The 14,037-nt window shown below is 44.4% G+C and carries 15 protein-coding genes; 11 read left to right on the top strand and 4 right to left on the bottom strand.

The window, feature by feature from the left end; genetic code table 11:
- Positions 1 to 159 precede the first annotated feature (159 nt).
- A complete protein-coding gene (locus QUA71_RS00150; RefSeq protein WP_333280719.1) occupies positions 160 to 504 on the top strand; it encodes a hypothetical protein in 345 nt (114 codons plus the stop codon).
- 169 nt (positions 505 to 673) lie between these two features.
- Here the strand turns inward: QUA71_RS00150 and parA are convergent, their stop codons facing one another.
- Both parA and QUA71_RS00140 read right to left on the bottom strand, forming a co-directional pair.
- Positions 674 to 1,258: a ParA family partition ATPase gene (parA, locus tag QUA71_RS00145; protein ID WP_333280716.1), complete on the bottom strand. Its 585-nt coding sequence runs from the start codon at positions 1,256 to 1,258 to the stop codon at positions 674 to 676.
- Positions 1,259 to 1,380: 122 nt separating this feature from the next.
- Entirely contained in the window at positions 1,381 to 1,947 is a 567-nt protein-coding gene (locus QUA71_RS00140) for a hypothetical protein (RefSeq protein WP_333280713.1), read from the bottom strand.
- Positions 1,948 to 2,069: 122 nt separating this feature from the next.
- Between QUA71_RS00140 and QUA71_RS00135 the strand changes: the two genes are divergently transcribed.
- The 3 genes from QUA71_RS00135 to QUA71_RS00125 all read left to right on the top strand — a co-directional run bounded on the left by QUA71_RS00135 (position 2,070) and on the right by QUA71_RS00125 (position 5,148).
- Positions 2,070 to 3,083, top strand: a complete 1,014-nt coding sequence (locus QUA71_RS00135; protein ID WP_333280710.1) for a hypothetical protein — start codon at positions 2,070 to 2,072, stop codon at positions 3,081 to 3,083.
- Between the two features lie 451 nt (positions 3,084 to 3,534).
- Positions 3,535 to 4,635, top strand: a complete 1,101-nt coding sequence (locus tag QUA71_RS00130) for a glycosyl transferase (protein WP_333280708.1) — start codon at positions 3,535 to 3,537, stop codon at positions 4,633 to 4,635.
- Positions 4,636 to 4,731: 96 nt separating this feature from the next.
- Entirely contained in the window at positions 4,732 to 5,148 is a 417-nt protein-coding gene (locus tag QUA71_RS00125; RefSeq protein WP_333216950.1) for a secondary thiamine-phosphate synthase enzyme YjbQ, read from the top strand.
- Here QUA71_RS00125 and QUA71_RS00120 read toward each other — a convergent pair.
- Positions 5,135 to 5,650 carry a heme-binding protein gene (locus tag QUA71_RS00120; RefSeq protein ID WP_333280705.1) on the bottom strand — a complete coding sequence of 172 codons (516 nt, stop codon included), beginning with the start codon at positions 5,648 to 5,650 and terminating at the stop codon, positions 5,135 to 5,137. The two genes, QUA71_RS00125 and QUA71_RS00120, sit on opposite strands and share 14 nt — an antisense overlap.
- Positions 5,651 to 6,071: 421 nt before the next feature.
- Between QUA71_RS00120 and QUA71_RS00115 the strand changes: the two genes are divergently transcribed.
- Both QUA71_RS00115 and QUA71_RS00110 read left to right on the top strand, forming a co-directional pair.
- Positions 6,072 to 7,274 carry an EAL domain-containing response regulator gene (locus QUA71_RS00115; RefSeq protein ID WP_333280702.1) on the top strand — a complete coding sequence of 401 codons (1,203 nt, stop codon included), beginning with the start codon at positions 6,072 to 6,074 and terminating at the stop codon, positions 7,272 to 7,274.
- Positions 7,275 to 7,327: 53 nt separating this feature from the next.
- On the top strand, positions 7,328 to 8,173 hold the full coding sequence (locus QUA71_RS00110; protein ID WP_333280699.1) for a prohibitin family protein: 846 nt from the start codon (positions 7,328 to 7,330) through the stop codon (positions 8,171 to 8,173).
- Positions 8,174 to 8,297: 124 nt separating this feature from the next.
- Here QUA71_RS00110 and QUA71_RS00105 read toward each other — a convergent pair whose 3' ends face one another.
- Positions 8,298 to 9,227: a LysR family transcriptional regulator gene (locus QUA71_RS00105; protein WP_333280696.1), complete on the bottom strand. Its 930-nt coding sequence runs from the start codon at positions 9,225 to 9,227 to the stop codon at positions 8,298 to 8,300.
- A gap of 42 nt (positions 9,228 to 9,269) precedes the next feature.
- On the opposite strand from QUA71_RS00105, the gene QUA71_RS00100 reads away from it, so the two are divergent.
- From QUA71_RS00100 to QUA71_RS00080, 5 genes are all read left to right on the top strand, one after another.
- Entirely contained in the window at positions 9,270 to 9,497 is a 228-nt protein-coding gene (locus tag QUA71_RS00100; protein WP_333280694.1) for a hypothetical protein, read from the top strand.
- Between the two features lie 121 nt (positions 9,498 to 9,618).
- Positions 9,619 to 11,121, top strand: a complete 1,503-nt coding sequence (locus QUA71_RS00095; RefSeq protein WP_333280691.1) for an APC family permease — start codon at positions 9,619 to 9,621, stop codon at positions 11,119 to 11,121.
- A 211-nt stretch (positions 11,122 to 11,332) separates the two neighbouring features.
- Positions 11,333 to 12,037, top strand: a complete 705-nt coding sequence (locus tag QUA71_RS00090; RefSeq protein WP_333280687.1) for a cadmium resistance transporter — start codon at positions 11,333 to 11,335, stop codon at positions 12,035 to 12,037.
- Positions 12,038 to 12,057: 20 nt separating this feature from the next.
- On the top strand, positions 12,058 to 12,720 hold the full coding sequence (locus QUA71_RS00085; RefSeq protein ID WP_333280685.1) for a cadmium resistance transporter: 663 nt from the start codon (positions 12,058 to 12,060) through the stop codon (positions 12,718 to 12,720).
- Between the two features lie 540 nt (positions 12,721 to 13,260).
- Positions 13,261 to 13,938, top strand: a complete 678-nt coding sequence (locus QUA71_RS00080) for a hypothetical protein (protein ID WP_333280682.1) — start codon at positions 13,261 to 13,263, stop codon at positions 13,936 to 13,938.
- Positions 13,939 to 14,037 lie beyond the last annotated feature (99 nt).

Genomic DNA, 14,037 nt, shown 5'->3' with positions numbered 1-14,037 from the left:
TATAAAGAAACCTGTTTTTGTCACAGGAAATAATATACTGACCAAATTTCAATAAATTGAAAAATCAAACGATTGCATTCAGGAAATTTTTGTGTTAGGCTAGAGTTTAAAATCCTAGAAGTTACGACCAATCATCTCAATACAATGGAAAAACAGATTATGACTACTCCAATATTTTTAAAGGTGGCAGTTGCGATCGCAGGTGCAACTCTGAGCTTAGGGTCTATTCTCGCTAACCCAACTAAAGCAGAGGACTACAAATTTACAATTGAAAATAACACAGACGTAGCTATTAGCAAAGTGTTGGTAGCTCAAGACGGGGAGAGTTGGGTGCCCTTTCATATCGAAAGTAACATTCCTCCTCATGGTGACGGAGAGTTAATTTGGGGTAATGTCGCTGGCGAAGATTGCAGCCAGTGGTTAAAAGTAGGGTTTGTGGACGGCACTATGTCAGAGGCGGTGAAATTTGACTTTTGTGCCAATCCTGAGATAGTCATTAACTAAAGGTTAAGCTGTTAAGTGGCTTAAAAATCTAGTTTATGTGAAAGCTGAGGTGATGTAACTTCAGCTTTTTGTATTAATTTATTTATTGAAAATAATTATTTAAGCCTACAATCAATTCAAAGTTTTAGGATGTTGGAGTCCCCCTCTAATTTCTGGATAGGGCTTATTATTAAAGCTCTAAATTGAGCAATTCTTCTACTAGCAATTTGATTTCAGTGGCAGCTAGTCCTTTAGGCTCTGTTTCCAATACAGTACAGCCAATGCCTGCGGATTCTGCAAAGGCAACTCGCTGACAAATGGCTGATTTTAAAACGGGAATTTTATAGCCAGAAAGGGCTTCTACTACATCCTTAGCAATGGATGTATTGACTATTTTACGATTAATTAAAAATACTGACTTCAGCCAATTTTTATAGACAGAAGCTTCTTGGATCAGGCTAATAACTTTCTCTGTTGCCCAAACATCGTAGGCAGAAGGTTGAACGGGGATGAGTACCAGATTGGAGGCCATGATCGCAGAACGAGCTAGGTCTGAGACTCTGGGCGGCCCGTCAATGATCACATGATTATAACTTTTCGCGATCGCGGGTAAATCGCCGTGGATAGTAGGGCGATCTAAACCGACAACGGAAAAGGGTATTTCGCTGGTTCTAACGGCTGCCCAATGTACTTCATAAACCTGGAATACGCTGTAAGATAGCGAGCTTTCCGCGAACCCTCCAAAAACGAGATGCGAGCGTGCACAATGCCTCAATAGTCACGCACCATACCTCTATCTGCACCTCTGGCTCACATACTTGCCGGAGAAATCAGGAAAACTTGTGAAATGTACTTTTTGGGAGCGTTTGCCTTTTCAACTATTACACTTTGCTACTCTTAAAGCCATCGTGAAAGCAACTCTTCAATTACTTCCACAAAGCCGATCGCAATTTGGATCAATGGCCAACCCACAAAACAAATTAACACCGCCCAGCGAGTTTGAATATCCAAACCTTGGCGAACCGCCACAATTACAGCTAGCAAACTCCAGACAGCTAATATCCGCTCTATTCCTTCTCCCAGCAAGGGAATTAGCGTTAAAAAATTCAGCACCTGGGGGGCGTAAGCAAACCCGATCGGAACCAACAACTCGCCATAATTTACGTGCCCCGGCTTCAGCCACTCCCCGATTTTAAAGATAGTGAAAGTCCAAAAATAATAACCCCCCGCGACTGCCAAACCCTCTATGAAAAGTCCTAGAAATATTACTGATAGCTCAGTTCGGTTGATTAACAAGATGACAGCACTGCCCAACACGCGGGACAGCGCAGCTAACATTACAATTGTTAAAGCTATTCGCTTAGTTCTGCCAGTGTAGGGAGTTTTTTCGTAAAAATTGCCGTTCAAAGAAAGTGCGTTCCAAAGCGTTGCCCCCAAACCTGCAATTGAATCTTCTCCCTTCACGTTGAACTCCTGCTCCTCAAGATAGTTGACAATTTTTACAAAATAAGCTCTAATACAGCAGAATCACCGAACTATTTCTACGTAATTAAGTAATTAATTGGCATTCTACCAGATTTTATTAAATGCTAAGATTGATTTTACGGATACTTGCATGGCTGCGCGGGGGAAGTTTAAATTTGTTGCTCATCGCAGGTGTAATCCTGATAATTTGGGGCATTCTTTCGCCGGTGGGAACTGTTATATGGTGGCTGAATCAAAGTGCCGAAACTTTGGGTCTCAAGAAAAATCCGCCGGAGATATTGCCCTCAAACAAGGGCAATCTAGAAGCCCGCAAGTCTTCGCAGCTCAATTGTTATATCATCTTTTTACCGGGAGTTGGGGATTTTTCGGGGGACGAATTAACCCCTGGTGAAGAGTTGTTTCTCAAGCGTTTAGTTAAAAGTCACCCGCAGTGCGTAGCAGTGGGCGATGTTTTTCCTTATTCAGCGTCTAACAAAAGTTTAGGAGGAGAGCGGTGGCTAGCTCCTTTTTGGCGGTTTGCAGAACAGGCAAAAAGCGGGCCGATTGCGGGGGATATATTCATCAAAATTCGCAATCTCTGGAGGTTTGCAATTTCTCTAGATTATCGCTACGGCTTTGCATACAATCAGGGAATGGCTAATGCAATTATCGAGCGCATGAATGCTCAATCTCCCATTTCAGTTAATTCTCAACAACCTTTGAAAGTTATTTTAATTGGCACTAGCGGCGGCGCACAAGTTGCTTTGGGTGCTACTCGCTATCTTAAAGAATGGCTGAAGGCAGAAATTACGGTTGTTTCGGTTGGGGGCGTGTTTTCGGGACAAAATGGTTTTGCAGAGGCCGATCGCATTTTCCACTTTCGCGGCACTCGCGATTCAATTGAGGATATTGGCGGCATAGTTTTTCCGAGTCGCTGGTACTGGTACGCGACTTCTCCTTTCAATCAAGCTCGTTTGCAAGGCCGCTATGCAGAAGCTTTGAGTGGCCCTCACAAGCACGACGGCGATGATGGATATTTTGGGGAAAATCAAGCGGCGGACGGTAAAAAGTATGTAGATATAACCCTGGACAAGATTAATCAATTGCCTGTATGGTCTGAGGGCGCGTCCGATTGATGGGTTCTGGCATATTCGATACCTATACAATTATAATTAAGTTAGGAGGAAAAATTTTAGTTTTAATTTATTCATAAAGAGAGGAGTGACGTTCAGAATTAAAAAATAATTTTATTATAGTCAATAATAATAATAAAACTCTTCTGGGCAGTTGCTCAGAGCAACGCCAGGAATATATAGCAATCCTTGCTGCAGTCGTAAATTTTTGACCCCACCCCAACCCTCCCCTTATCAAGGGGAGGGAGTAAGAAATTCACAAATGATTTAGGATGGCTATACAAGTTAAATACACAACCGCTTAGTCATTAGTCATTCCTTATTAATTGTGTCATTGTTCGTTGTGCGTCGCTTGAAGCTTCGCCTTGTTGGCTTCCCGTCTCTACCTCCAATTCCCGATGCCCGATGCCCGATGCCCGATGCCCGATGCCCAATTCCCCATTACTAATTATCAATGTCTCGACCAACATTATATATTGCCATCACGAATCATGGATTCGGCCACGCTGTCCCAGTCTCCTCCGTAGCTGCAAAAATTCAAGAGTTAAATCCAGATATTTTACTAATTATCACAACAACAGCACCTCGCTGGCTGCTAGACTCTTACATTGGCGGCGACTTTATCCACCGTCCCCGCGCTTTTGATGTCGGAGTCGTGCAAGCTGACAGTTTGAATATGGATAAAGACGCGACACTGGAAAAATTGCGGGAAATTCGGAAAAAGCAAAATTCGCTAATTGCAAGCGAAGTTAATTTTATCAAGCAAAATCGGGTGGGTTTGGTGCTGGCCGACATTCCTCCTTTGGCAACGCGAATTGCGGCATCGGCTGGGGTTCCTTGCTGGATGATGGCCAATTTCGGGTGGGATTTTATCTATAGAGATTGGGGCGGGGAGTTTGCAGAAATGGCCGATTGGATTGCTGAATGTTTCGGAATGTGCGATCGGCTTTTTCGTCTTCCTTTACACGAACCGATGCCAGCTTTCCCAAATATTCAAGATGTTGGCTTAACTGGCGGCAATCCTCGCTACAGTAACGAGCAAGTTCGGGAAGTATTCGGAATAGAAACACCGCTGGAAAAAACTGTATTGCTGACTTTCGGCGGACTGGGTGTAGAGGACATTCCTTATCAAAATTTACAGCTATTTAGCGACTGGCAATTTATCAGTTTTGATGCTGGATGTCCCGATTTGCCGAATTTGATTAAAGCCACAAATCAGGAGTTTACAAAATCTCTCCCGAGTTTACCGCGTCCGGTTGATATTATGCCTGTCTGCGGGCGCTTACTTTCTAAACCGGGATACAGCACTTTTGCGGAAGCTTTGCGCTTGGAAATACCTATTATTTCTATAATGAGAGAAGGCTTTGCCGAATCTCCCGTATTGCTGGAATGGCTTCAAAATTATGCCGAACATCAAATTGTGACGGCGGCGGAGTTTTTTGAGGGGGATTGGGAGTTTTTGCGACAACCGCTGCATCCGCCCCGTTTGTCGGATAAATTGGATAAAAATGGTACGGAGGCGATCGCCCAAGCTGTTGTAGACTATTTTTCATAAGTGCGATTAGAAATCGATCTTACACAAACAAAGTCTACCTCCGCCGACTGAAGACTTTTGCCTCAGTCTCATCCAAAATCTCAAATCTAAAATCGAATGAATCACTATCAACAGATACTCAAGATTCAAACTACAGGGAAATCTCTGTGCAAAATCACTCCTAAGATAGAAGAGGCGGTGGCGACTTCAGGTATTAAGACGGGACTTTGTAGCTTATTTTTGCGCCATACTTCTGCTAGTTTGGTGATTCAAGAGAATGCTGACCCAGATGTACTTAAGGATTTGGCTAACTTTTTGGCTAAACTGGTACCGGAGGGCGATCGCTACATTCACGATGCGGAAGGCCCAGACGATATGCCGGCACACATTCGCACTGCGCTGACTCATACTTCCGAACAAATCCCGATCGATCGCGGCAGGTTGCTGTTAGGAACTTGGCAGGGAATTTACCTGTGGGAACACCGCCAGCGGGGTCACATTCGCGAATTAGTTGTTCACGTCAGCGGCACTTGATGGGAATTTGTACCTCGCTGATTTTAGTTGCTTCCGGCGTCATCGGGGAATTGTAAAAAAAGCGGCGCGGCGCCCCGACTATTTCGTATTCGGGATGTTCTTGAAGCCAATCTTTGAGTTTCTGGAGGTTATTTTCGTAGCTTTCCCAAGTGTAGGCCCCGCGCACGCCGATGCTGACAACCGTCATCGGCGAAGTATCTGTAACTTCTACAGCGGAGTTAACGCTGCTGGGGGCGATATTTGGTGCGGGATAGAGGAACGAAACTTTTGCTTCGGGAACCGCATCGATTTCCCCGGAAGTTTCGGTGTAGCGCGCTTCTACTGGCGTTGTCATCGCAATTTGGTTGTTGCTGATGTGTTGAAATAAGGGATTGAAGGCGATGCCAGTTGCTTGTCGCAAATCGCCCGCGTGGGTGTAGGTGACAGCGCGGTAGTGAGGATATTGCTTAACTTCTATGACTCCAATCTGTGCGGGTTCAGGAAATCCAGTAGGTAATACCATTTGAGATTTAAAAGTTTAGATTTTACGTTGAAGAATGGGGAAAGACTGACTCCGCAAGGGTTTGGAAGTTGCTTGCAGTTGCATTATTTTTGACAACTGGTATAAATAGGCTGAGATTGTTTGCAGACAATCGTTCAGGCGGCACAATTAGTTTAGCAGTTATTTAAGGCGCTGCTAACTGTCCATCGCCTAGAATTAATTTAGAGATTATTAATTAACCTCGTAATAATACGGACGGCACCGAGTAAGCAGAGAAACATTAATCTAGTTGTGCTTGAAAAATTAGCGTTTTTCAGGTGTTTGCTATTTGTGTCGGAAAATATTCCGCTGTTGGGCCGATCGAGCTGTGCGTTCTCAGTTATTGGGACGCTTATGGCGTTCAGTAACGCCTATCAATTATACCGCTTTCAGGGAATGACGTATGAAAAAAATTCTAGTGATTGAGGACGAGCAACTAATTCGCGAGAATATTCTCAAACTCCTCAAAGCTGAAGGTTTCGACGTGACGGGTGCAGAAAATGGAGCACAAGGTTTATATGCGGCGGTGTCAAATGTTCCCGACGTGATTATTTGCGACGTGATGATGCCAGAACTTGACGGGTATGGGGTGCTGGTGGCCTTGCGATCTAATCCTGTTACTGCTACAGTACCTTTTGTTTTTCTCACCGGTAAAGCCGAGCGCTCTGAAATGCGGCAAGGTATGGAATTGGGAGCAGATGATTACCTGACTAAACCCTTTAGTAAAGCTGAACTTGTGGGCGCGATATCGAGCCGCTTGAAAAAACAAGAAGCTGTCGCCGAACAGTACAATACTTTGCGAGGGGAAGGCAGCGAATTTATCCAAAATACTGCCGACAAATTAGAGCCGATAAAAACCCGTTTGTGCAACGCACTGGAACGAGAAGAATTCCAAGTTTACTATCAGCCGCAAGTCAATGTCCAGACAGGTAAAATTATAAGTGCAGAAGCTTTAGTGCGCTGGCTGCATCCAGAAAAAGGGCTAATTTCGCCCGCAGAATTTATTCCGGCGGCCGAAGAAACTGGCTTCATTGTACCGTTAGGCGAGTGGGTGTTGCAGACAGCTTGCAGACAAATGCAAGTTTGGCAAAATGCTGGTTTTCCGCTCCGAATAGCGGTAAATCTGTCGGCGCGCCAATTTCGCCAACCGGATCTCAGCAGCAGAGTTGCCCAAATTTTAGCAGAAACTGGTTTGGAAGCGAACAGTTTGGAATTAGAGCTGACAGAAAGTTTGATGGTGGAGGATGCCGAAAGTGCGATCGCGACTTTGCAACACTTGAAAAATTTGGGAGTTTGTATATCTCTTGACGATTTCGGAACTGGTTATTCTTCTTTAAGCTATCTGACGCAATACCCATTCGATACTTTAAAAATAGACCGCTGTTTTATCAGCAAGATCACCGACGGTTGCACAAATGCAGCGATTGTAAAAGCTATTATTGAAATGGCCCACAGTCTGTGTCTTGAGGTAATTGCCGAAGGAGTTGAGACGGAAGCAGAAAAAGATTTTCTCTGGCGCTATAAGTGCGATATGATGCAAGGATATTTGTTCAGTCCTCCTTTGACAGCAGCGGATTTTGAACAGTTGTTGCTCGAAGGCAAATAGAATATCGGTTAAGTCAATATTTGTCCTCTAATTAACTTCATTTGGGGTGGAATATGGTTTTAGAATCCAGCAGTAATGTTGACTCACTCAAATCAAGCACTAAAAAAAATAAGGAGTTTTACATAGCTGTTCAACTAGCTCTAGTGATAGTTTTTTTAGCTATATTGTCCAAATTTTTTATCATAGTTAACGCTGGAGAACGGGGCGTGCTGATGCAGTTTGGTAAAGTGCAAGAACAGGTACTAGGAGAAGGAATTCACGTAATATTCCCCACAGTTTATACTGTAAAAAAGTTGAGCGTCAGGGTGCAAAAACAGGAAAGTTCCGCTGAAGCTTCCTCAAAAGATTTGCAAGATGTTTTCACGGATGTAGCGCTCAACTGGCACATTATCCCAGAAAAAGCCAATGCTATTTTTCAACAAATAGGTGACGAAAAAGAAGTGGTCGCTCGCATTATCGAGCCGGCCGTTCAAGAAGTATTAAAAGCAGTTATGGCAAAATACACGGCTGAAGAAATTATTACTAAACGCGGAGAAGTTAAAGCCGCAGTTGATGATTATTTGACCTTGAGGCTGGTTACATATTACATTGCCGTTGACGATATCTCTTTAGTACACGTTCACTTTTCTGAGCGATTTAGCGAGGCGGTGGAGGCGAAACAAATTGCCGAACAGGAGGCAAAAAGAGGGGAGTTTTTAGCGCTGAAGGCAGTAAAACAGGCCGAGGCTAAGGTGAATTTAGCTAAGGGAGAAGCCGAAGTGCAAAGGTTGCTGCGGGACAATTTGACTCCGGAACTTTTGGAAAGGCAGGCTATAGAAAAATGGGATGGGAAATTGCCGCTGATTGTGGGTGATGGGGGTAAAAATTTATTGGACTTGAGGAAATTGGTTGAGAGATAATTATAATCCTGGACGCACGGGGGGCCAGAAACCGGGTGTTTTTACGACACAATACACGGCGTTTAGCTTCTTATGTCGGTAAAAAACCCGGTTTCTTGAGTATTGGTGCGTAAGCCCTGAATTATTAATTAGCAGCACCTTGACTTAATATCTCTTCAAAAGCTTTAGTAATTCTAGTTTGAAAACGCTGTCGGTGCTTCAGTTTTAAAACAGGTTTAATTATTTCAAGACCTACTTTAGAACTTAGTTGGCTATCTATAATTTTAATCGATCGCAGTGTAGATAGCTGCAATTCTTTTTTTACCATCAATTCAGGAATAGCCGCTGCACCTGTGCCGCTTTCCACGACCGCTTTGACCATTTCACTGCTGTTCAAAACTAAAGTTACATTTAATTCATGGGGATTAATGCCCCAACTTTGTAAAGCTTGTTCCAACATTTGCTGAACTCCAGAACCAGCTTCTCGCATCACCCAATCCGTTTTCACAATTTCCGTTAAACTCACCTCTGCACGTTCAAACCAAGGGTGAGATTTGCCAACTACAATCAGCAAGCGTTCGCTGCCTATAACTTCTTCCTCCAGAGTGTTCTTAAGTGAAGCTTTAATATCTCCGGTCACTAAACCCAAATCAAATGTTCCCGTCGCCGTACCCGCACAAATTTCTTCGGCATTTGCCAAAGTACAATTCACGGAAATACCAGGATATTGCTGTTTGAACTTGCTAATTTTATCAGGCAACCAATAATTGCCAATGGTCAGACTGCAACCCAATTTTAAATCGCCTCGCTGTAAGTCGTTCAACTCCCGCAAACCTCTCTCAGTCAAAGCAACTTGGTCGAGAATTTTCTGCGTTTCAATTTGCAGCAACTTCCCGGCTTCAGTGATTTCGATGTGGCGGCCAATGCGGTGAAATAGTTTTACTCCATATTGCGCCTCTAAGCTTTGGATTGCCGCACTAACAGCGGGTTGAGTGATGTAAAGTTCCTCCGCCGCGCGGCTGAAGTGCAGGTGTTCCGCGACAGCTAGAAAAACTCGCAGTTGGTCAAGTGTCATTCCGGCCATGCTGAGTACCTTTTTACTAAATACAGTTATTTTTTGAGATTAAAATCTCTGGCGGCTCAGCTTCGACCTGAACTTCTCGATCGACTCTATTGTACAGGTTGGAATTACCAAGAAAGTACGGTTGCCAGCCGCTATTTCAATTTTCCTTTTAAGGTCAAGGGTTTGAGCTGGTGGCGACAGATACGTCTGGTATTCCAACAGTTCTTTGGCGGCGGCACTGCATCACTTGCATTTATTAATTCGATAAAAAACAACATTTGATTTTACCTCAGAAGGGGATTAGAGTTATATTCAAGCTTCTAACGCAGGGCCCAATGCTGAAGCAGCACCGACAAGTTTAAGCCGATCGCCAAAAGTCGATCGACAAAAAGAGAGAAGATAAATGACTAAGAAAACGCCAAAAAATCAGAGTGCACACGGCTTAAAGCCGGACTGCCTCTCATTCGGGGAGGTTTTAGCTCAATCCTTTGCCGTCATTGCACCTACAACGATACCAGCATCTAATATAGGGTTAATTGTGGCTCTTTCGGGTAACGGGGCATGGCTGAGCTTTCTCATCGGCTTGATAGGCCTAGTATTTGTCAGCATCAATATCAACCAATTCGCCAGCAGATCGGCTTCTGCCGGTTCTCTTTATTCTTATATTGTTAAAGGACTAGGCCCGACTGCCGGCGTAATTTGCGGCTGGAGTTTGGTACTCGCTTATTTATTTACTGCGATGGCCGTTTTGTGTGGTTTTGCCAACTTTACGGGTACTTTCATCGGTCATTTAGGCATCCATCCCTCACCGATTACGCTGTTAGCGATCGGGGCCGGCGTTGCTTGGTATGCAGGTTATAAAGATATCCAACTCTCAGCTATGGCGATGCTGTGGCTGGAGGGAGCATCAGTGGCGGCGATCGCACTTTTAGGAATGATTATCTGGGCGCACAAAGGTTTTGCCCTGGATATGTCGCAATTAACTTTGGAAGGCGTAACTCCGGGGAACATAGCGACGGGACTTGTCTTAGTAATGTTTGGTTTCTCGGGTTTTGAAAGCGCTACATCTCTGGGCGACGAAGCGAAAAAACCCTTAAAAAATATCCCCAGGGCTGTCATTGGCAGCGCTGTCATGGCAGGCTTATTCTTCATTTTGATGACCTATATTGAGGTTTTGGGTTTTAGCGGTACGGGAGTTTCTATTACTAATACTGAAGAACCTCTGAGTTTTCTGGCGCAACAAGTGGGCATGGGTTGGCTGGGAGAGTTAGTGGCTTTCGGCGCTTTATTTAGCTTTTTTGCTTGCGTGCTCGGCAGCATCAATCCAGCGGCGAGAGTGTTTTTTATGATGGCGCGCCACGGTTTGTTTCACTCTTCATTAGGTGTAGCGCATTCATCTAATAAAACTCCTCACGTTGCAGTAACAATGTGTACATTTATGACATTTTTGGTGCCTGCCGTGATGTCTATGTTTAACATCAAACTGTTCGATTGTATGGGTTATTTGGGGGCAATTTGCAGCTACGGATTCTTAACGGTATACATCTTGATTTCGGTCGCGGCTCCGGTTTACCTGCACAAAATTGGTAAATTGCGCCTGCGGGATGTGGTGTTCTCGGTTGTGGCGATCGCATTTATGATGATTCCGATTGCGGGCAGTGTGGGCATTCCAGGCAGCAATATGTTCCCAGTTCCCGAAGCTCCTTACGATGTGTTTCCTTACTTGTTCTTGATGTATTTGGTTGCTAGTTGCGGATGGTTTGTCTGGCAGCGGCGGCGCTATCCTGGACTTGTGGGTTCGATGGAGCAGGGTATTGACGCAATTCATGCTAAATTCGACGAAGAAAATGCAATTTACGGCGGTGTTCGATTCAAAGCAGTCCCGTTTGACAGCGATCGTTTTTGATTAGCAGTTACCAGTTCGCCGTCGGAACGAAGAGTTTTTAGCAACGGGGTTTTTACTGAGCTCTTGCAGCATTGCCGATCGGCATTTCAAGGGCGGGCTAGCCTCCACAGCCCACAATAAAATTTAATTTTTGTGGAACGGGCATCTTGCCCGTTCCGAAGATACGATCCCAGCGAGTACAACGAAATAAAAAATCTGAGGAGACACAGAAATGAATGAGTTACTAACAGCAATTTCTACCGCACTGACAGCTTTTACGGCTACGAATCTAGACGATATTCTGATTCTGCTGCTGTTTTTCTCGCAGGTAAATGCAGTATTTCGGCACAGGCATATCGTCTTCGGTCAGTATCTGGGTTTTACTGCACTGGTGTTTGTTAGCCTTCCCAGCTTTTTTGGCCGCTTAATCTTTCCCCCAGATTGGATCGGAATGCTGGGTTTGCTGCCAATTGCGATCGGGCTTAGCCGCTTGCTGAATCCAGAAACTGACGATTCGGAAGCTGAGGCAGAATTAGAGCAATCTGAGAAATCTTTTTTTAGCAGTTTTCTGTCTCCTCAAACTTACAGCGTAGCAGCGGTGACGGTGGCAAATGGGGGCGACAATATCGGGATATATGTGCCGCTTTTTGCTAGCAATACTTTAGAAAGTTTGGCGGTGGTTCTCACTGTATTCTTCGGGATGGTGGGCGTTTGGTGCTACGCTGCTTATCGGTTAATTCAGATGCGGGCGATCGCAGATACTTTGACTCGCTACGGCAATCAATTAGTACCTTTTGTTTTAATCGGATTGGGAATGGCGATTCTGGTTAAAAGCGGCACTCTGGCAAGCCCAACTTTAAGTATAATATCTTTAGTCGGTTGTGCTTTCTGTTTGATAACTATGAGCAGAGGTAACGCCAGGGAAACTGAAGTCTAGAAAAATTGCAGGGACAGCACATGAATTGGATTGCAGCAGCGATTATTGCCGGGATTACGTCTTTTGCCGCAACCAATATCGACGATATGGTGCTTTCGATGCTGTTCTTCGCCCAGGTAAATGATACTTTCCGCCCCCGGCATATCTTTGTCGGTAAGTACCTCGGATTTGCAGCACTCATCGCTGCTAGTTTGCCCGGTTTTTTTGGCGGTTTAATTGTGCCGAAAGCTTGGATTGGCTTGCTGGGTTTGGTTCCGATCGCGATCGGCATCAGTCACTTGGTCAAGAGAGAAAATGAGGAAAATGACGTACAAGCGGTATCGGGCGAATTTAACCCTCAATCTAATTCATCTGCTTTGTCAAAATTAGCAAATCTTTTTAATCCCCAAACTTTGAATGTGGCTGCGGTAACAGTGGCAAACGGAGGAGACAACATCGGCATTTATTTGCCGCTGTTTGCTAGCAGCGATTTGCCGAGCTTGGTGGTGATTTTGGCGGTTTTCTTCGTGATGGTAGGTGTTTGGTCTTATGCCGCTTACCTGTTAACTCGCCAAAGGGCGATCGCCCATATTTTGACTCGCTATACCAAGGCTGTTGTCCCTTTTGTCTTGATTGGCTTGGGAATATTCATTCTGATTGAAAGCGGTACTTATCGCCTGCTCCCGGCATTTCAATCTAACTAAGAATTAGCCCCGGTTTCGCTACTTACATCCCTCTATAGGTAGATAGTTTTTCCTAACTTCATAAGTTCTAACTTATCATTTTTACCTTACCAATTGTTTTCTTAAAAGCGTGTCTAAATTACTTGCCATATATCACTAAATATGCTAAGTTAATAATGAACTAATTGACCGAGCTAAAAGCAGCTTCAAACTAATTTAGCCTCGAATTTTTACGAAAGTTCAAGCCATATTGTGAGCTAGCCAGTTGCCAGACTTAGGCAAGAATATACCTGTCATTTCACTAAATCCTGTAGTGGTGAATCCAACTCAGCTAAAAACTTGAGGAGGAATCCTTAAAATATCGCCCGAACACTTCGCCACTACCCCACGCCGCTCGACTTTGACAATAGGTCTAATCCTAAAAAACCAGAATTTTCGATTCTGCTAAATTTGGTTTCTGTGGCCAATCAGTTAAAGAGAGTTCGTTTTTGCCTAAGTCCTAAGATAGCAAGCAAACAGAAAGTGGGAAAAAACCTGACAACCTAGAAAAGGACAAAAATTGTGAAAATCTTCAAATTTGTTTTAGTGCTCTTGGTAATGGTCGCCAATTTAGTATTCGTTCCCCCCTCCTGGGCCGACGCTCCAAAAACGCCGAAATATGCGAGCAATCCCGACTACATAGAGGTGACTGAAGCTCTGACTGAAGCTCTGAACACTCTCAAGGCTGCGAAAGACTCACCCGATACCGCCCAGAATTATACCCCTAAAGAACTCCGGAAAAAAATCTCTCAATTGGAGTTTCAAAAATACACTTTAGAAACGGGAAAACCTTGGGGTCAGTGCCGCAACGAGACAGGGAAAACCCTGGCTGTCTACGGTCCGAAAGGCAAAAAAGCAGCGGACTCTTCTTACGATAATGCCCTGTATTTTCTAGCTGACGGCCAAACAACTGAACATAAATGGGATTGCGATGGGATTTTTCTACCCAGCGATGTCAATGCAACCGATTTAAGAACGACCGATCAACCTTCAGAAGAATTGACTGGCGGTCTAGCTGTTAAGATAGTTGACGGAACTCAAGTTGTAGCGAGAGCTAATCCCGATACGGGGGCTGTAGAATTCAACGTTCCTACTGCTAAGGTTTTCCAGCCTGGGGATGCGAATTGGTTTGTTCCTGATGTGACTCAGGCTTACATAGATGCACAAGTTCCCAACGCACCTACTGAGGAAAATGATTAGTTTTGGTAAAGTTGTAATGCGATCGCCTGTGTAAAGCCCGTTGCAACGCAAGAACCCGCCGGGGATCGATCCCCGGCGGATAACCGTCCCAGCGAAAAT

It is taken from the genome of Microcoleus sp. MON1_C5 (genome assembly GCF_036701875.1).
Lineage (GTDB): Bacteria > Cyanobacteriota > Cyanobacteriia > Cyanobacteriales > Microcoleaceae > Microcoleus.
Note: the sequence above shows the minus strand (reverse complement) of the source record. Positions and strands in the feature narration are given on the sequence as shown.

Excerpts from the sequence above, each read along its gene's own strand:
- QUA71_RS00150 (WP_333280719.1), top strand. The coding sequence starts at position 160 with ATGACTACTCCAATATTTTTAAAGGTGGCAGTTGCGATCGCAGGTGCA.
- QUA71_RS00135 (WP_333280710.1), top strand. The coding sequence starts at position 2,070 with ATGCTAAGATTGATTTTACGGATACTTGCATGGCTGCGCGGGGGAAGT.
- QUA71_RS00130 (WP_333280708.1), top strand. The coding sequence starts at position 3,535 with ATGTCTCGACCAACATTATATATTGCCATCACGAATCATGGATTCGGC.
- QUA71_RS00125 (WP_333216950.1), top strand. The coding sequence starts at position 4,732 with ATGAATCACTATCAACAGATACTCAAGATTCAAACTACAGGGAAATCT.
- QUA71_RS00120 (WP_333280705.1), bottom strand. The coding sequence starts at position 5,650 with ATGGTATTACCTACTGGATTTCCTGAACCCGCACAGATTGGAGTCATA.
- QUA71_RS00115 (WP_333280702.1), top strand. The coding sequence starts at position 6,072 with ATGAAAAAAATTCTAGTGATTGAGGACGAGCAACTAATTCGCGAGAAT.
- QUA71_RS00110 (WP_333280699.1), top strand. The coding sequence starts at position 7,328 with ATGGTTTTAGAATCCAGCAGTAATGTTGACTCACTCAAATCAAGCACT.
- QUA71_RS00105 (WP_333280696.1), bottom strand. The coding sequence starts at position 9,227 with ATGACACTTGACCAACTGCGAGTTTTTCTAGCTGTCGCGGAACACCTG.
- QUA71_RS00095 (WP_333280691.1), top strand. The coding sequence starts at position 9,619 with ATGACTAAGAAAACGCCAAAAAATCAGAGTGCACACGGCTTAAAGCCG.
- QUA71_RS00090 (WP_333280687.1), top strand. The coding sequence starts at position 11,333 with ATGAATGAGTTACTAACAGCAATTTCTACCGCACTGACAGCTTTTACG.
- QUA71_RS00085 (WP_333280685.1), top strand. The coding sequence starts at position 12,058 with ATGAATTGGATTGCAGCAGCGATTATTGCCGGGATTACGTCTTTTGCC.